General features: G+C 73.3%; 14 protein-coding genes and 2 pseudogenes. 11 read left to right on the forward strand and 5 right to left on the reverse strand.

Annotated elements, in window-relative coordinates; genetic code table 11:
• Positions 1–86 (forward strand): annotated as a pseudogene (locus tag AB0D29_RS38010) (lytic transglycosylase domain-containing protein); the annotation flags it as partial.
• A 128-nt stretch (positions 87–214) separates the two neighbouring features.
• Here AB0D29_RS38010 and AB0D29_RS38015 read toward each other — a convergent pair.
• The 3 genes and pseudogenes from AB0D29_RS38015 to AB0D29_RS38025 all read right to left on the reverse strand — a co-directional run.
• Positions 215–1,168, reverse strand: coding sequence for a DUF4344 domain-containing metallopeptidase (locus AB0D29_RS38015; RefSeq protein ID WP_362860411.1), 954 nt, complete (start codon positions 1,166–1,168; stop codon positions 215–217).
• A 1,452-nt stretch (positions 1,169–2,620) separates the two neighbouring features.
• Positions 2,621–3,160 carry a hypothetical protein gene (locus AB0D29_RS38020; RefSeq protein WP_362860412.1) on the reverse strand — a complete coding sequence of 180 codons (540 nt, stop codon included), beginning with the start codon at positions 3,158–3,160 and terminating at the stop codon, positions 2,621–2,623.
• A gap of 788 nt (positions 3,161–3,948) precedes the next feature.
• A pseudogene (locus tag AB0D29_RS38025) lies at positions 3,949–4,827 on the reverse strand (NAD-dependent protein deacetylase); the annotation flags it as partial.
• Between the two features lie 1,529 nt (positions 4,828–6,356).
• Between AB0D29_RS38025 and AB0D29_RS38030 the strand changes: the two are divergent.
• The 10 genes from AB0D29_RS38030 to AB0D29_RS38075 all read left to right on the forward strand — a co-directional run bounded on the left by AB0D29_RS38030 (position 6,357) and on the right by AB0D29_RS38075 (position 15,441).
• Positions 6,357–7,085 carry a hypothetical protein gene (locus tag AB0D29_RS38030; protein WP_362860413.1) on the forward strand — a complete coding sequence of 243 codons (729 nt, stop codon included), beginning with the start codon at positions 6,357–6,359 and terminating at the stop codon, positions 7,083–7,085.
• A gap of 149 nt (positions 7,086–7,234) precedes the next feature.
• Positions 7,235–8,587, forward strand: coding sequence for a TerD family protein (locus AB0D29_RS38035; RefSeq protein ID WP_362860414.1), 1,353 nt, complete (start codon positions 7,235–7,237; stop codon positions 8,585–8,587).
• A 108-nt stretch (positions 8,588–8,695) separates the two neighbouring features.
• Entirely contained in the window at positions 8,696–9,274 is a 579-nt protein-coding gene (locus AB0D29_RS38040; protein ID WP_362860415.1) for an NUDIX domain-containing protein, read from the forward strand.
• A gap of 148 nt (positions 9,275–9,422) precedes the next feature.
• Complete coding sequence (locus tag AB0D29_RS38045) at positions 9,423–11,036, forward strand: phospholipase (protein ID WP_362860416.1); 1,614 nt, start codon at positions 9,423–9,425, stop codon at positions 11,034–11,036.
• A gap of 163 nt (positions 11,037–11,199) precedes the next feature.
• Positions 11,200–11,673 carry a hypothetical protein gene (locus tag AB0D29_RS38050; protein ID WP_362860417.1) on the forward strand — a complete coding sequence of 158 codons (474 nt, stop codon included), beginning with the start codon at positions 11,200–11,202 and terminating at the stop codon, positions 11,671–11,673.
• A gap of 85 nt (positions 11,674–11,758) precedes the next feature.
• A complete protein-coding gene (locus tag AB0D29_RS38055; RefSeq protein WP_362860418.1) occupies positions 11,759–12,862 on the forward strand; it encodes an LLM class flavin-dependent oxidoreductase in 1,104 nt (367 codons plus the stop codon).
• Entirely contained in the window at positions 12,859–13,548 is a 690-nt protein-coding gene (locus AB0D29_RS38060; RefSeq protein ID WP_362860419.1) for a CE1759 family FMN reductase, read from the forward strand. Before AB0D29_RS38055 ends, AB0D29_RS38060 begins: the two co-directional genes overlap by 4 nt.
• Before the next feature lie 183 nt (positions 13,549–13,731).
• Positions 13,732–13,986, forward strand: coding sequence for a hypothetical protein (locus AB0D29_RS38065; RefSeq protein WP_362860420.1), 255 nt, complete (start codon positions 13,732–13,734; stop codon positions 13,984–13,986).
• Positions 13,987–14,258: 272 nt separating this feature from the next.
• Positions 14,259–14,768, forward strand: a complete 510-nt coding sequence (locus AB0D29_RS38070; protein WP_362860421.1) for a nuclear transport factor 2 family protein — start codon at positions 14,259–14,261, stop codon at positions 14,766–14,768.
• A 175-nt stretch (positions 14,769–14,943) separates the two neighbouring features.
• On the forward strand, positions 14,944–15,441 hold the full coding sequence (locus AB0D29_RS38075; protein ID WP_362860422.1) for a DUF1772 domain-containing protein: 498 nt from the start codon (positions 14,944–14,946) through the stop codon (positions 15,439–15,441).
• 146 nt (positions 15,442–15,587) lie between these two features.
• Here the strand turns inward: AB0D29_RS38075 and AB0D29_RS38080 are convergent, their stop codons facing one another.
• Both AB0D29_RS38080 and AB0D29_RS38085 read right to left on the reverse strand, forming a co-directional pair.
• Positions 15,588–16,205 carry an anthrone oxygenase family protein gene (locus AB0D29_RS38080; RefSeq protein WP_362860423.1) on the reverse strand — a complete coding sequence of 206 codons (618 nt, stop codon included), beginning with the start codon at positions 16,203–16,205 and terminating at the stop codon, positions 15,588–15,590.
• A 154-nt stretch (positions 16,206–16,359) separates the two neighbouring features.
• The coding region (locus AB0D29_RS38085) for an adenosylhomocysteinase (RefSeq protein ID WP_362860424.1) at positions 16,360–16,569 on the reverse strand (210 nt) is incomplete at its 5' end.

Here is a 16,569-nt window from a genome sequence, read left to right on the forward strand (position 1 = left end):
TCAAGTGGGGCCTGGACTACATGAACGAGCGCTACGGCAGCCCCGTCGGCGCCTGGAACTTCTGGTCCGCCAACCACTGGTACTAAACCCGCCGGAACACAGGCACACAGGCACACAGCCACACAGGCACGCCGCCGGTGCGCAGGTGTCCAGCAGACCCTCGTTGAGACGCTCGGCCGGATCGTTGCGGCCGGGCGTCTTCGCGTTGCCGGGGCTATTTCAGGTACGGCTTGAGGAGTCTGTTCCATGACCTTTCGATCTGCTCGTATTCGTGGCGGCAGCCCTCGGCCCGAAGCTGTGGCAGTACACCGTCGGGGTTGCCCACGGCGATGACGGCCGATTCGAAGGCGTTGGGGTCCGAGCCGTACAGCCAGCAGATCTCGTTGTAGAAGCGCTGGGCGCTGAGTGAGTGTTCGTCGGAGAACAGACCGGAGAGGTCCCCGGCCTCTTGTGCGTCGGCCAGCGCGCCCCACGCGTTGATGGTGCTCACCGCGTAGTCGATGTGCTGCTCGCCGCCGGTGGCGAGGAGCAGGGTGGCGAGCTGGTCGACGGCGTCTTCCTCCTTGCCGGTGATCGGCAGGTCGTACATGTCGACCAGGGCGTGACCGAGTTCGTGCAGGAGCACGCCGTTGGAGAACCCGATGACGCCGTCGTCGGCGGCCTTGGCCCGGTCCGCCGCGTCGGGGGAACCCTCCCGTGCGGCCTGTTCCCGGAAGACGGGCCGTGTCTCCTCGACGAGCTCGTAGCAGTAGGTGATGTCCCGCGCCCGCGGGTCCCAGGAGGCGTTGGCGCCGCCGCAGCTCTTCGCGATCACGGGCACGTCGTAGGAGAGTGCGATTCGCTGGTTGGCGAACGCGGTGACGTGCTCCAGCACCTCGTTGTCCTGCAGGAACCTCTGGGTCCGCCGGTCCTGGGCCGTCCTGCCGTCCTCGTACCTCGGGATCAGCCTGCCGTGACCCCCCGGGGAGGACGGAGCGGGCGAAGAGGACGGAGCGGGCGGGGAGGGTGGGGCGGGTGGGGATGCTGTGGTGGCCGGGGAGCGCAGCGCGTCCTGCGTCCTTGCGCCGGCGGAGCCGTCGCCGGCGGACGAGCAGCCCGTGGCGGTGGTGGCCGCCGTCACGGCCGCGACCGTGGCGGCGGCCATCGCCCACATCCTGGCTGTTCCCACCGCTGTCACCTCTCGGCGCGGTACGTCCTGGTCACAGCCTGGTGCTGCGCTGCTGCCCGGGCCCGCGCATGTGCGCCACCCGGGTGAAACCCGCCCGTCGCCCGTCGCCTGTCGCCCGGCTGCCTGCCGCCCGCCGCCCGTCGCCTGGCTGCCCGGCCGCCTGCCGCCCGTCCCGCCGCCCCGTCGCCCGAGGCCCGGCGGCCCGCCGTGTACCGCCTGGGCCTGGACGGCCGCGCACCGCCCACCCGCCACCCGGCCGTGTGCCGCACGCCCGGCTGCCCGTTGCACGGCCGCGCACCGCCCGGCTGCCCGTCACCAGGCCCGCCGCATACCGCCCGGGCCTGGACGGCCGCGTGCCGCCCGGCCGCCACCCGGCCGTGTGCCGCCCGGCCGCCACCCGGCCGTGTGCCGCCCGTCCCGCCGCCCCGTCGCCCGAGGCCCGGCGGCCCGTCGCGTACCGCCCGGGCCTGGAGGCCGCGCACCGCCCACCCGCCACCCGGCCGCGCACCGCCCGGCTGCCCGTCACCACGCCCGCCGCGTACCGCCCGGGCCTGGACGGCCGCGCACCGCTCACCCGCCACCCGGCCGCGCACCGCCCACCCTGCCGCGCACCGCCCGTCTGCCACCCAGCCGTGTGCCGCCCGCCCGGCTGCCCGGTGCAGGGCCCGCGCACCGCCCGGCTGCCCGTCACCAGGCCCGCCGCGTACCACCCGGGCCTGGACGGCCGCGCACCGCCCACCCGCCACCCGGCCGCGCACCGCCCACCCTGCCGCGCACCGCCCGTCTGCCACCCAGCCGTGTGCCGCACGCCCGGCTGCCCGGTGCAGGGCCGCGCACCGCCCGCCCACCCGCCACCCAGCCGTGTGCCGCCAGGCCACCCCCCGGCCGCCTGTCGCCCGGCCGTGTACCGCTCGTCTGCCACCCGGCCGTGCGCCGCCCGGCCGGCTGCCCGTCGCCCGGCCGTGTACCGCTCGTCTGCCGCCCGGCCGTGCGCCGCCCGGCGGCCCGCCGCGTGCCGCCCGGGGCCTGGACGGCCGCGTGCCACCCAGCCGTGTGCCGCCCGCCCGGCTGCCCGCCGCCCTGCCGCGTACCGTCCGTCTATTGCCCCGTCGTCCCGCCGCCCGCCGCCCGTCTGTCCTTCGGCTGGCCGCCACCCGGCCGCGTGCCGCCCCGCCGCGTACCGCCCGGCCATGTATCGCCCGCCTGTCGCCCGGCCGTGTACCGCTACGCCGCCCCGCCGCGTACCGTCCGTCTACTGCCCCGCCGTCTCGCCGTCTCGCCGCCCGCCGCCCGTCTGCCCTTCGCCCGGCCGCGTGCCGCCTCGCCGCGTACCGTCCCTCTACTGTCCCGCCGTCCCGCTGCCCCCGGCCGGCCGCCGTCTGGCTGTGTACTGCCCACGCCTGCCTGGCCGCGTGCCGCCTGGGTCTGGCCGGGTGTGGAGGGTGTCGCGGGTCAGTCCGTGCCGTTGGGCTGGGCTTCCGCGTCCGCTGTCCCCGGCGGGGAGGAGTCTGTCCGGGTGCCCCTTCTTGACCGGTTCCGGTCGAGGGACCACGTACACGCACCCACGAGCACGGCCGCTCCGGCTCCGTACAGGGGCAGCCACAGCGTCGTCGTCGCCGCGAGGCAGTCGGCGACGGCCTTGTCGCGCTGCTGCTCCTGCGCGTACGCCAGGGCGGCAGGGTCACGGCGGGCCAGGTCCGCCACCGCCGCCCGCGTCCGTGCGACCTCGTAGCGGCCCAGCTCGTCGCAGCCGCCGCGTGTACCCGGCATGGGGAACAGCCACTGCCAGCGTTGCAGCATGGGGGCCAGTGCGATCGCCACGCACAGGCCGACGACCAGTGAGTACGCGACCAGGACACGCATGTACGGCGAGCGTGGGCCGGGTGTCCACGCCGGGCGTCCCTGGAAGGCGAACACCAGCGAGAGGAGCGTCACCCCGATGAAGGTGGCGAACCACTGCCAGGAGCCCTGGGCGAGTGCGAACGTCAGCACGGCGGCGAGCCCGATCCCGATGACCCCGGCCTGACCGGCGGGGTCATGGCCCGTCCCCCTGGGTGCGGGCCTTCGGGTTCCTTGCGGGCCGGGGTCGTCCACGGGCCCCCTTTCGGCGGGGTTGGAGGCATCGGCACCAGCATCCGCCCGCGCTGCGCGGCGGGCTCCGCCGCCATACCGGACGAGCCCGGACCGCACCCAGACGGCCCTGGCCTCGCCTTCAGCGCCCGGCCTCGGCCACCCGGACGGCACCCGGCCGACCATGCCTCAGTGCCCGACTCGGTCACCCGGACGCTACTCGGAGAGCCTTGCCTTCAGCCGCAGGCCTCGGCTACCCGGACGGCACCCGGCCGACCTTGCCTTCAGTCCCCGGCCCCGGTCACCCGGACCGAGCCCGGACGACCTTGCCTTCAGTCGCAGGCTTCGGCTACCCGGACGGCGCTCGGACGACCTTGCCTTCAGTCGCAGGCTTCGGCTACCCGGACGGCGCTCGGACGGCCTTGCCTTCAGTCCCCGGCCCCGGTCACCCGGACCGAGCCCGGGCAGCCTCGCCTTCAGTCGCAGGCTTCGGCTACCCGGACGGCGCTCGGAGGGCCTTGCCTTCAGCGCCCGGTCTCGGCCCCGGTCTCGGCCCCGGTCTCGGCCCCGGTCTCGGCCCCGGTCTCGGCCCCGGCCCCGGCCCCGGCCTCGGTCTCGGCCCCGGCCCCGGTCTCGGCCCCGGCCCCGGCCTTGGCCCCGGCCCCGGCCCCGGCCTCGGCCCCGGCCCCGGTCTCGGCCTCGGTTTCGGTGAGGGGGATGTTCAGTCGTTGGGTCAGGGTGGTGAGGGTCGTTCCCAGGGGGAGTGCGATTCGGGTGACGGCGTGTGTGTCGCCTCGGGTCGCGTCGCGGTTGACGATGAGTACGGGCTTGCCTGCCTGGGCTGCCTGGCGGACGAATCGCAGGCCGGACATGACGGTGAGGGAGGAGCCCAGGACCAGTAGCGAGGTCGCGCAGGTGACCAGTTGGCGGCACTGCTGGACCCGTGCCGGGGGAACGGCTTCGCCGAAGAACACCACGTCGGGTTTGAGGATGCCGCCACACCGCGAGCAGGGCACCACGCGGAAGGTGGCGGCCTGTTCGTCGGTGAGGTCGGCGTCGCCGTCCGGGTTCAGGCGCGTGGCCGTCGGCGTGAAGCCTGCGTTGGCTTCCTGGAGCCGCCGGGCGAGTTCACGGCGGGAGCCGGACGCACCGCAGGACAGGCAGACGACCCGGTTCAGGCCGCCGTGCAGTTCCACCACGTCCTGGCTGCCGGCCGCCTGGTGCAGGCCGTCGACGTTCTGGGTGATCACTCCCGAGAGCAGACCGTGGTCTGCGAACGCGGCCACGGCCCGGTGCCCGGCATTGGGCCGGGCCCGGCCGAAGGTCCGCCAGCCCAGGTGGCTGCGCGCCCAGTACCGGCGCCGGGCTTGGGCGCTGGCGGTGAACTCCTGGTAGGTCATCGGGGTGTGCCGGCTCAGACTTCCGCCCTCACCCCGGTAGTCGGGGATGCCCGATTCCGTGGACAGGCCCGCTCCGCTGAGCACCAGCACCCCGCCGGCCCGCAGCGTGTCGGCGAGCGGACCCACATCCGTGGTGCCGGGCCGCAGGTCCCCGGGCGGGGTCCAGCTCAGCGTGGGACGCATGCGCATGCGGCCAGCGTACGCAAAACAGCACCGACACCGCCCCCACCCCCTCCCGTTGCGGCGCCGGCCTTCCCAGACCACCACCCCAGACCACCACCCCCGCCCCCGGCCCCCACCCCCGCCCCCGGCCCCCGGCCCCGGCCCCGGTCCCCGGCCCCGGCCCCGGCTCTGGTCCCCGGCCCCGGCCCCGGCTCTGGTTCCCGGTCCCCGGTCCCCGGTCCCCGGCCCCGGCTCTGGTTCCCGGTCCCCGGCCCCGGCTCTGGTTCCCGGTCCCCGGTCCCCGGTCCCGGCTCTGGTTCCCGGTCCCCGGTCCCGGCTCTGGTTCCCGGTCCCCGGTCCCCGGTCCCCGGCCCCCGGCCCCGGGGCTCCGGCCCCGGGCTCCGGTCCCCGGCCGGCTCCTGTGACCGCTCCGGACGCTTAGCCGACTTCCCGTCCAGTGGTACGTACGACGCGAGCCGCGACCCCGCCCCCGCCCCCCGGCCCGGGCCGGGCCGGGCCACCAGGTGGTGTGCTCCAGGTGCGGCGGGCCCAGAGCGGCAGCGGCGGGCACGGTCGGTGGGGCCGGTGCGACCGCCGGCGCCGCGGTCGCCGGCGGCACGGCGCTCACCGTGGCCGCTCCGCTCGTGCGAGTTTGAGGATTTGCTCCTCGCGCTCGGTGATGGGCCGCTCCGGGATCGCGCCGCCGGTGCGGGCGCCGCGCGTTGCGGATGTACGTCGACTTCGTGTTCTGCCCGACCAGCTCGTGGCGCGCCCGCACCTCCCTGGGACTCCGCCGTCGCCCCCTTGCAGGCGCGCGGGCGGCGCGTTCCACGCGGGCCCTGTCACATGCCCGGCCATCGCCGCCCGGAGCTTCGCCGCCATCAGCCCCGGTGTCGCCGGCAGGCCGACCACGGCAGCAGCGCGTGCTGCGGATCGGTGAAGGCCGGCCCCATGCGGTTGCGGTCCTGCGGCCGCATGCCGTCCATGTCCCCCCCGGCAGAGCGCCCTCGCGCTCGGCGCAGCCACCCCCCGGCAGTCTCTTCCCCGCCCTGGCACCCACGGCCGGCATCCGCGGAGCCCTCGCCACCACCCTCCTCAACCAGCCCGCCCAGCCGTCCTGACCACCCTCCTCTCGCCACCACCCGGCTCGCCCCGACCGCCCAGCTCGTCCAGCCCGCCCTGACCGTCCCGCTCGTCCAGCCCGCCCTGACCAACGCTCCTCGTCCTGCTCGTCCAGCCTGTCCTGACCGTCCCGCTTGGCCAGCCCGTCCTGACCACGCTCCTTGTCCTGCTCGTCCAGCCTGTCCTGACCGTCCCGCTCGTCCAGCCCGTCCTGACCACGCTCCTTGTCCTGCTCGCCCTGCCCGTCCTGACCGTTCTGCTCGGCCTGCGCCTTGCCCGTATGTGTGGAGCGTGGGAGGCCGGTACCCGTGGTGGTGTGAGAGGTGAAAGGGTGGCGGCGCCACGGGGAGCACAGCCCGGGCGCCGGACGTTGGATCATCGAAGGGAGCGATGCCTTGCACCCACCGCACCACCCGAGCGATCAGGAGGACCCGATGAGCGCGGCCGACGAGGGACGGCAGTGGCCGGACGAGGTCAGTGTCGACAACGCGAGGACGACACTGCGCCAGCTCCTCGCGCGAACGGGAGTCCCCTCCGGCGACGCGCGGCAACTGATCGGGCTCCTGGAAGCGGGCGCCCTGGCCCTCGCGCACAAGGAACTGAGCGGCGACCGCGACGCGCCCGGCACCAAGGGCCCGGACTACGCCTCGGCCTGGCAGGACGGCGCCGCCGCCCTCCTGGACGACCTGGGCGCCCTCACCGAGCGGACCCTGACGGAGGTCGTGGGCGCGGACGCGGCCCTGGGCCCGGCGGGGGAGCGGCGCCGGGCGGGGCGGATGGAAGTGGAGCGGACACGGGTGGCGGTCTCCCCCCTGTACCTGTCGCTCACCGCGGTCTCGGAGCTGGACCCGGAGGTGACCGACGAGGTCCTCGCCGCCGTCCTGGCCACGATGAGCCCCCGCCAGCGGGCCGGCTACACCGGGCGGCTGACCGCGTTCGCGGCCACCCACCGGGCCCGCCTGGAGCGCCTGTTCGCCGCCTACGGACCGGGCAGCGCCATCACGGTCCACGGCCGCTACTCGCTCCTGCACTCCGTCACGAGCATCGCCGTGCTGGAGCGGCTGGTCACCGCGCCGCGCGAACTGCGCGAGGAGTGGGACGCCGCGGCCCTGCCGCCCGCATGGCTGGACGGGCTCACGACCGCCTGGGACACCCCCGCCTAACACCCCGCCCGAACACCCGGACCGAACACCCCGCCACCGGGCAGGGACCACACCGGGAACCGGTCGGCCCCGGGAGCCCGGGGCCGGGGCCCCGGCACACTCAAGAGGAATGATCGCCTCCCCGGGGGGCATCGCGCATGATGTCCGCCATGAGCCACATAGCCAAGGGGGCCAACACCTACGTCCCCACCGTCGCCCTTCGCGTCGCCGTGCGCCACGAACCGCGCCCCGGAGCACCGCTGGTCGAGGCCGCCGCGCTGCTGCTGGACGCGAACGGCACGGCACGCGGGAGCGCCGACGTGGTCTTCCAGGGCCGGCCGGTCCACCCCTCGGCCGCCGTACGGCACGCGCGCGACGCCCGCGATGCCTGCGCCCAGTGGCTCGAACTCGATCTGCCGCACATCGAGGCGGAGATCGAACGCGTCCTTGTCGTCTGCTCGACCGACGGCGGCACGGTCGGGGCCTTGGCGCAGCCGACCGTGGAGGCGTTCGCGCCGAACGGTGTCTCGGTCGTCCGCTACACCGTCACCGACGCCACGGGGGAGACCGCGTTCGTCTTCGGCGAGTTCTACCGCCGCGCGGGCGGCTGGAAGTTCCGCGCGGTGGGCCAGGGTTACACCTGCGGGCTGGCGGGCCTCACCTCGGACTACGGCATCGAGGTGACGGCCGCACCACCCACACCCACACCCGCACCCGCACCCGTACCGGCCACGCTCCCCCCGGCCCCGGCCCCGGCCCCGGCCCCGGTTTCGCCGTCGGCCCCGGCCCTGGTTTCGCCGCCATCGGGCCCCGTTCTGCTCTCGGGGGTGTCCAAGAGCAGTGACCTGCCTCCCTTCCCGGTGTCCTCGTCCGTATCCGCCGGCGGCCCGGCCCTCCTGGCGCCGTCCCACTCCCGTCCGGCCGGCGCGTGGAGCTTCGGACCGGTCTTCGAGCCGTACACCATCGAGGGCAAGGGGAGGCAGGTCGTCACCGCGGACCACCGTGTCCCGCCCGGTCCCGTCCTGGTCGAGATGACCCACGAAGGCGACGACTACCTCTGCGTGGAACGCCTGGACCAGCGCAACAAGGACGACCAACTGGTCTTCAACTCCACCCTGGAGGACTTCCGCGGCCGGGCGGCCGTCGAACCGAGCGAAGGCCGCCCGCTGCGCCTGCGCATCCAGGCGTCCCACCGCTGGACACTGACCTTCAGGCCGCTCGCCGACGCCCGCAGGCTCGAGTTCGGGCGCGAGCTGACCGGCCGCGGCCCCGAAGCGCTGCTCTACACGGGCCCGGTGGCCGACCTCAAGGTCAGGCTCCGCGACGAGACCGGCGGCAGCCTCTGCTGCATGTACGGGTACGAGGTCGCCGGCCACACGAGGATCGCGGAGGCCCCCGAGAGCCTCCTGGTCAACGAGGCCGGCCGCGGCGCCAGGGTGAGCACCCCGCTCCCCGAGGGGCCCCTCCTGCTCCGCTTCATCGACGCCGAGGGCTCCTGGCGCCTGAAGCTCCGCACCGTCTGAGGACACACCCCCGCCCCCGCCAACACCCGCCCTGCGCTGTCGGGAAGCTCCGCACGGTCCGAGGACACGCCCGCTGCCCCGGCCAACGCCCGGGCTACGCTGTCGGGCATGACCGGCGACCACCACGCGTTCACCGTCGACGACGGCGTCGAGGTACCCGATCCCGCAGCCGGTGAGGTCTGGACCGTCGGCGCCGTCATCCTCAACCACCGGGGCGAGGCCTTCGCCCAGAGGAGGAGCCCAACCCGGCGGCTCTTCCCCGACAGTTGGGACATCGTGGGCGGCCACGTCGAGGCCGGGGAGACGGTCCTGGAAGCCCTCGCACGCGAGGTCGGGGAGGAGACCGGCTGGCGTCTGACCCGCGTACGGCGCTTCCTCGGCGCCACGACCTGGACGGGGGACGACGGCAGGGGACTGCGGCACGAGGCCGACTATCTCGTCGAGGTCGACGGGGACTTGGACCACCCCGTGCTGGAGCGGACCGGGCACAGCGCCCACGGCTGGTTCACCCGCGAGAGCCTCGCCCGCCTCAAGGAGAACCGCGGGCCGGGGGAGTTCCTGATCCACGACCTCATCGCCCGCGCCCTCGAAGACCACCCGGACGACCACCCGGACGACCACCCCGATGACCACCCGGACGACCACCCGGACGACCACCGGGAGGGCCACCGGGACGGCCCCGCGTAGGCGCACGGAGGGGGCGCCGGGTGGCCGGAACTCGCCCGGGGCGGATGAACAGAGGGCTACGTGCTGGTAACTTACGCGAGTTGATCAAGGTCGGAGGCGTGGCCGACCATGCTCCCGGCCAGAGCCACCCCCCAGTCAAGGAACCACATTGGCACGCACCGTCCGTACGACGGCCCTCGTCTTCACCTCGGCCCTCGCACTCGGCTTCTCCCTCCTGGCCGCCGCCGTCCCCGCTCCCGCGTTCGCCGCGGATGCGCCCACCCCGCACCTGGACTCGGTCGAGCAGACCCTGCGTCAGGTCTCGCCGGGCCTTCAGGGCTCGGTGTGGGAGCGGACCTCCGGCAACCGGCTCGACTCCTCCACCCCCGGCGGCGCCGACTGGCTGCTGCAGACACCCGGCTGCTGGGGTGATGCCACCTGCGCGGATCGGCCCGGCTCGCGCCGTCTGCTGGAGAAGATGCGCCAGGACATCGCCGGCGCCCGCGAGACGGTGGACATATCGACGCTGGCGCCCTTCCCCAACGGCGGCTACCAGGAGGCGATCGTCGCGGGCCTGCGGGAATCCGCCCAGAAGGGCAACCGGCTGAAGGTGCGCATCCTGGTGGGCGCGGCCCCCCTCTACCACTCCACGGTGATCCCCTCGTCCTACCGTGACGAGCTGATCGCGAAGCTAGGGCCGGCCGCCGCGGGCAGCATCACCCTCAACGTGGCCTCGATGACCACCTCGAAGACCGCGTTCTCCTGGAACCACTCCAAGCTGGTCGTCGTGGACGGCACCTCGGTGATCACCGGCGGCATCAACAGCTGGAAGGACGACTACCTGGAGACCTCCCACCCGGTCAGCGACGTCGACCTCGCGCTGTCCGGGCCCGCCGCGGGCTCCGCCGGCCGCTACCTGGACACCCTGTGGGACTGGACCTGCCGCAACAAGAGCAGCTGGACCTCGGTGTGGTTCGCGGCCTCGCCCGGCGCGGACTGCATGCCCTCCCTGCCCCGGCCCGCCTCCCCGGCGGGTGGGGGAGAGGTGCCCGCGATCGCCGTCGGCGGCTTCGGCGTCGGCATCCGCCAGAGCGATCCCACCTCCTCCTTCCGCCCCGTCCTGCCCACCGCCGGCGACACCAAGTGCGGGATCGGGATCCACGACAACACCAACGCCGACAGGGACTACGACACCGTCAACCCGGAGGAGAGCGCCCTGCGCGCCCTGGTCTCCAGCGCGACCTCGCACATCGAGATCTCCCAGCAGGACGTCCACGCCACCTGCCCGCCGCTGCCCCGCTACGACATCCGCCTCTACGACGCCCTCGCCGCGAAGCTCCTGTCCGGGGTGAAGGTCCGCATCGTGGTGAGCGACCCGGCCAACCGCGGCACCATCGGCAGCGGCGGCTACTCGCAGATCAAGTCGCTCTCCGAGGTCAGCGACGCCCTGCGCGGCCGCCTGACCGCCCTGACCGGTGACGGCGGCCGGGCCCGGACGGCCCTGTGCGAGAACCTCCAGCTCGCCACCTTCCGCGCCTCCGACCAGCCCACCTGGGCGGACGGCAAGCCGTACGCCCAGCACCACAAGCTGGTCGCCGTCGACGGATCGGCCTTCTACATCGGCTCCAAGAACCTGTACCCGTCCTGGCTGCAGGACTTCGGCTACATCGTCGAGAGCCCGGCCGCGGCCGGACAGCTGAGGAGCGACCTCCTGGACCCGCAGTGGCGCTACTCCCAGGCCACCGCGACGCACGACTACACCCGCGGCCTCTGCCAGAGCTGACCCCCCCGCCCCGCCCCGCCCGGCCTCGACCAGGCCGGGCGGGGCCGGCTCCGGCGGGCTCCGGCGGGTTCCCGGGCGTCGCGGGGCGGACGGATTTCGGCGTTGGCACTGCCGCAGCCGGTGGTTCCTGGCAGCATCGGCGCGACCGGACCAGGAGGGTTCCATGCGTTCACGTGTTCGCTTAGCCACCGCCACCGCCACCGCCACCGCCACCGCCACCGCCACCGCCACCGCCGTCGCCGTGGCGCTGCTCGCCGGGTGCAGTTCGAGCCCGGCCGAGGAGCTGGAGGACTGGTGGTCCTCGGGAGGCGACGACCGCGTCAAAGGGCTTTCCGACACCTCCGGCCGCGTCAACGAGGTCTCCGCACGCCCGACGGACCTTTGGGGCACCGCCTGCCAGGAGCTGCTCACCGAGGTGGCGAAGGCCAAGAAGTTCGGCACGCCCCCGAACGAGAACGCCCAGGGGTTCTGGAAGGAGGCCATGACCGCCTTCGAGCACGGAGGGGGCGAGTGCGTGGCCGGAGCCGGCGCGAACGACGAGCCCCGGGCCGGCGCGGGCATCCGCGAGGTGCAGAAGGGCCTCAGCCGCCTCGCCGCCGCCGTCTCCATGATCAGGAGCGACCTGGAGGCCAAATGACGGGCACGCCCCGCAGGGAATAGCACGGCCGGACTCCCCGTTCCCCAGCATGGTTGAACCGTCAACAATCCTGGGAAGGGGAGTCATGCAGTTCGGGATCTTCACCGTCGGTGACGTCACCGCCGATCCGACCACCGGACGCGTGCCCGGCGAGCACGAGCGCATCAAGGCGATACTCACCATCGCGCAGAAGGCCGAGGAGGTAGGCCTCGACGTCTTCGCCACCGGCGAGCACCACAACCCGCCGTTCGTCCCCTCCTCACCGACGACCCTGCTCGGCCACATCGCCGCACGCACCGAAAACCTGATCCTGTCCACGTCGACGACACTGATCACCACGAACGACCCGGTGAAGATCGCCGAGGACTACGCGATGCTCCAGCACGTCGCGGACGGCCGCGTCGACCTCATGATGGGCCGCGGCAACACCGGACCGGTCTACCCCTGGTTCGGCAAGGACATCCGCGACGGCATCGACCTCGCCGTCGAGAACTACGCCCTGCTGCGCCGCCTGTGGGACGAGGACACCGTCACCTGGAACGGCAAGTTCCGCACCCCGCTGCAGTCCTTCACCTCCACCCCGCGCCCCCTGGACGGCGTCGCACCCTTCGTCTGGCACGGCTCCATCCGCTCACCGGAGATCGCCGAACAAGCCGCCTACTACGGCGACGGCTTCTTCCACAACAACATCTTCTGGCCCGCCTCCCACACCCGGCAGATGGTCGACCTCTACCGCCGCCGCTACGCCCACTACGGACACGGCACCCCCGAACAGGCCATCGTCGGACTCGGCGGCCAGGTCTTCATCGCCCAGAACTCCCAGGACGCGATACGCCAGTTCCGCCCCTACTTCGACAACGCACCGGTCTACGGCCACGGCCCGTCCCTGGAGGAATTCACCTCCCAGACCCCCCTCACCGTCGGCTCCCCCCAGCAGGTCATCGAACGGACCCTGTCCTTCCGCGACTACGCCGGCGACTACCAGCGCCAGCTCTTCCTGATGGACCACGCGGGCCTGCCCCTGAAAACCGTCCTGGAACAGCTCGACCTCCTCGGCGAAGAGGTCGTACCCGTCCTGCGCAAGGAGTTCGCGAACCTGCGCCCCGCCGGCGTACCGGACGCGCCGCCGACCCACCCCGCCCGCCTGACCGCGGCCCACGAGAGCGCGAAGGAGAACGCGCAGGCATGAAACTCATCGTCGTATCGGCCGGACTGAACTCACCCTCCGCCACCCGGCTGCTCGCCGACCGCCTCACGGCCGCCACCCTGCGCGGCGCGGACGCCGAACCCGAGGTGATCGAGCTGAGGGACCTGGCCACCGAGATCGCCCAGCACCTCGTCACCGGATTCCCGCCCGCCCGGCTCGCCGCCGCGCTCGACGCGGTGGCGGCCGCCGACGGCCTGATCGCCGTGACACCGGTGTTCGCGGCCTCCTACAGCGGCCTGTTCAAATCGTTCTTCGACCTCATCGACAAGGACGCCCTCACCGGAAAACCGGTACTCCTCGGCGCGACCGGCGGCACCGCCCGCCACTCCCTGGTCACCGAACACGCCCTGCGCCCGCTCTTCACCCACCTGCGCGCACTCACCCTGCCGACCGCCGTGTACGCGGCCTCGCAGGACTGGGGGCAGGAGGGACTGGCGCAGCGGATCCTGCGGGCCGGCGCGGAGCTGGCCCGCTTCATGACACCCCCCACCCACGACACCACCCCCACCCACGACACCACCCCCGACCTCGGCACCGCCCCGGACCTGGGCACCGCCGCGGCGATCGCACCCCGCTCGCCGACCGGGGCGATCACCTCGGTGGACCCGGCCGGCGGCTTCGAGGTGGTGCCGTTCGCACAGCGGCTGGCCGCGCTGAGCGTCGACTAGCCACGCCCGGCCCGCACGGGGCGCACGGTGGTACGGCAGGGGGTGCGAGGGGGCGCGAAGTGTCGAAACGATACTGCCGCGGGCATTGGAGTGAACCACCGTTCCCGCCGGCACCCCTTGACGGTTGGACCGGCCGACGCGCACATCGACAGGCGCGCCGTTCCAGACATCTTTAGGGGAGTCATGCGTATTCGTTCTGCTGTCACCGCCTCCGTCCTGGCCGCCGGCATCCTGCTGGGCGGGGCCGGTGCCGCCCTGGCCAACGACGGGGTCGACATCGACTACTTCTCCGGCGGTCACGCGGCCTCCTCGTCGAACTGCTCCACGCTCGCCGCGGTGCCCCAGAGCCGTCCGGGCTACACCGGCCCCACCTACACCTCGAGCTGTGTCACGGACACCGAGAAGGAGTGGGTGAAGGGCCACCACCTGGGCGCCTAAGTCCCGGGCGGCTCACCCACCGCGGGGGCGGACCGACAACCATGTCGGCCCGCCCCCGCGGCGCGTCCACCCCCGCGGCTCGTCCACCCCCGGGGGGAGGCGGCCGGGGCAGGGGCGTGGACACGGGTGGACAGGGCTGGGCAGTCACCGCCCCCCGTAGGGGCTGGAGAGTGGACAGCGCCCGCCACGAGGCTGTGCGCCGTGAACGTTGCCCGCCCGCACCCGCAGAGGGCAACACCCCACCCGACCGCCCCCTTTGAAGGAGTACCGACATGGCATCCCGACCGCTGCGCACCCTCACCGTGCTGACCGCCGCCGCAGCCCTGTGCGCCACCGCCACCACCACCGCCCATGCCGCGCAGGACACCGCCCGGCGCACGCCGGCGATCGTCACCGCCTGGGCCCGCGCCTGGAACGGCACCGACCCCCACGCCCTCGGCGCCCTGTTCACCGCCGACGGCACCTACACCGACGAGGCCGTGGCCGTCACCTTCCGCGGCCGCCAGGAGATCGCCGGGTGGAAGGCCCGCGCCGACACCCTCATAGCCGACGTCCACGTCACCGTCCGCGCCACCCGCCGCGACGGGGACCGCGTCACCGTCCGCGCCGTCTACTCCGGCCACCTCAAGGGCGCGCCCAAGCCGTTCGCCGTGCCGATGACCACCGTCCTCGACCTCGACGCACACCACTGCCGGATCACCTCCGACCAGGACCACTACAGCCTGGCCACCGTCCTGGCCCAGTCCGGCCTGCCCGCCGACTGGAGTCCGCCCGCCGCCTGATGCGGGGGCGCCGCCGGTGACGCGCCGCTCGAGATCCACTCGAAGGCCGCTCGAAGCGCACACCGCCGCAGCCCGTCGCGCCCGTATGATCCCCATGACTTGACGATTCGATGACCCGTTCCCGAAGAATCGATGACCGAGAGACTCCGCGGACGGACGAACAGGGGGACGCACGATGGAGACCGCACGCCTGGCCTCGCTCATCGCCGCCACTGTCACCACGGGACTGGTCAGTGGCCTCTTCTACGGTTTCTCCGTCTCCGTGATGCCGGGCCTCAAACGCACCGACGACCGTACGGTCATCGAGGTCATGCAGCGCATCAACGTGGCCATCCTCAACGGCTGGTTCGTCCTCGGCTACATCGGGGCGTTCCTGTTCACCGCCCTGGCCCTGGCCCTGCACGTCCCCTCCGACGGACGCGACGTGCTCCCGCCGCTGATCGCGGCCCTGGTCTGCTACATCGTCTCGATGGGCGTCACCAACAAGGTGAACATCCCGCTGAACAACATGCTGGACAAGGCCGGCCCCGTCGCCCGCATCGCCGATCCCGCCGCCGTCCGCCGCGCCTTCGAGGGCCCCTGGACCCGGGCCAACGTGTGGCGCACCCTGCTGTGCACGGCCTCCGTGGGCTTCCTGTCCTGGGCCCTGTACCTGCACGGACAGACCGGCTGACCACCAGGGAGTCTGCCGCCCCCTGGCCGTCCCCCTGGCCGGCCGTCCCCCCGGCCGGCCAAAGGGGGCGGGACACACGAAGTCCCCCGGTCGGGTGGCCGGGGGACTTCGTGATGGTGCTGTGGGGGGAGACTTCGGGCCGCGGTTCAGCGGGTGGCGCGGCCGTACAGGACCAGCGCACGGGCCAGGGCCGTCAGGGCCGCCGTGCACAGCAGGGTGCGGACGATGTTGGTGGAGACCCAGGTGCTCTTGAACTTCTCCACGATCGAGAAGTCCGTCAGCTTCGAGGCGTCACCCGCGTCGGCCAGTTCGTTGTTCAGCGGAATGTTCACGGAGAAGGTGATCATCAGGACGACGAGGTAGACGACGGCAGCCGCGCCGACCCAGACCGCCACGGTACGGCGGCCGCCTCGGAACTCGACGACCGCCGAGGCCGCCGACAGGAGCAGGGCGAGCACGAAGGCCATGCCGAAGATGCCGTTGCCGTCGATCGCCGAGTTGAAGTTCTGCATCGCGGTGACGTAGGTGCGCTCGTCGCCCGCCGCCAGACCCGGCATCACCGAGACGTCGAAGGCGAAGAAGAGGCCGGCCATCAGGCCCATCAGGACCGTGGAGACCAACAGGAGGGCGGTGGCCACCTTGCCGCGCTCGGCGGGTGCCGGGGCGGGAGGCTGGGGCTGGGCGTAGGGGCCGGGCTGGGGCGCGTACGGGCTCGGGCCTCCGGCGGGGTAATGCTGGGGGCTGCCGGCCGGATTGGGGTTCATGGGACATCCTCGTCTGGGGTGGTGGGAGCACTGCTCTCCCTCGGCACGGACGTCCGATCGTGACATTCCCGGGGACACCCGGCCATGGGCTTTCCACCGGCTCTCGAGCGAACCTCAAGAGCCGGTGGCTCGATCTTTTCGGTAGCCGGTTCGGTCAGTAGCGGTAGTGGTCCGGCTTGTACGGGCCCTCGACCTGCACGCCGATGTAAGCGGCCTGCTCCGGGCGGAGGGTGGTGAGCTTGACGCCGAGGGCGTCGAGGTGCAGGCGGGCGACCTTCTCGTCGAGGTGCTTGGGCAGCACGTAGACCTCGGTCGGGTACTCCTCGGGCTTGGTGAAGAGCTCGATCTGGGCCAGGGTCTGGTC

This window comes from Streptomyces sp. NPDC048424 (assembly GCF_040651555.1).
GTDB lineage: Bacteria > Actinomycetota > Actinomycetes > Streptomycetales > Streptomycetaceae > Streptomyces.

Excerpts from the sequence above, each read along its gene's own strand:
- AB0D29_RS38030 (WP_362860413.1), top strand. The coding sequence starts at position 6,357 with ATGAGCGCGGCCGACGAGGGACGGCAGTGGCCGGACGAGGTCAGTGTC.
- AB0D29_RS38035 (WP_362860414.1), top strand. The coding sequence starts at position 7,235 with ATGAGCCACATAGCCAAGGGGGCCAACACCTACGTCCCCACCGTCGCC.
- AB0D29_RS38040 (WP_362860415.1), top strand. The coding sequence starts at position 8,696 with ATGACCGGCGACCACCACGCGTTCACCGTCGACGACGGCGTCGAGGTA.
- AB0D29_RS38050 (WP_362860417.1), top strand. The coding sequence starts at position 11,200 with ATGCGTTCACGTGTTCGCTTAGCCACCGCCACCGCCACCGCCACCGCC.
- AB0D29_RS38055 (WP_362860418.1), top strand. The coding sequence starts at position 11,759 with ATGCAGTTCGGGATCTTCACCGTCGGTGACGTCACCGCCGATCCGACC.
- AB0D29_RS38060 (WP_362860419.1), top strand. The coding sequence starts at position 12,859 with ATGAAACTCATCGTCGTATCGGCCGGACTGAACTCACCCTCCGCCACC.
- AB0D29_RS38065 (WP_362860420.1), top strand. The coding sequence starts at position 13,732 with ATGCGTATTCGTTCTGCTGTCACCGCCTCCGTCCTGGCCGCCGGCATC.
- AB0D29_RS38070 (WP_362860421.1), top strand. The coding sequence starts at position 14,259 with ATGGCATCCCGACCGCTGCGCACCCTCACCGTGCTGACCGCCGCCGCA.
- AB0D29_RS38075 (WP_362860422.1), top strand. The coding sequence starts at position 14,944 with ATGGAGACCGCACGCCTGGCCTCGCTCATCGCCGCCACTGTCACCACG.
- AB0D29_RS38080 (WP_362860423.1), bottom strand. The coding sequence starts at position 16,205 with ATGAACCCCAATCCGGCCGGCAGCCCCCAGCATTACCCCGCCGGAGGC.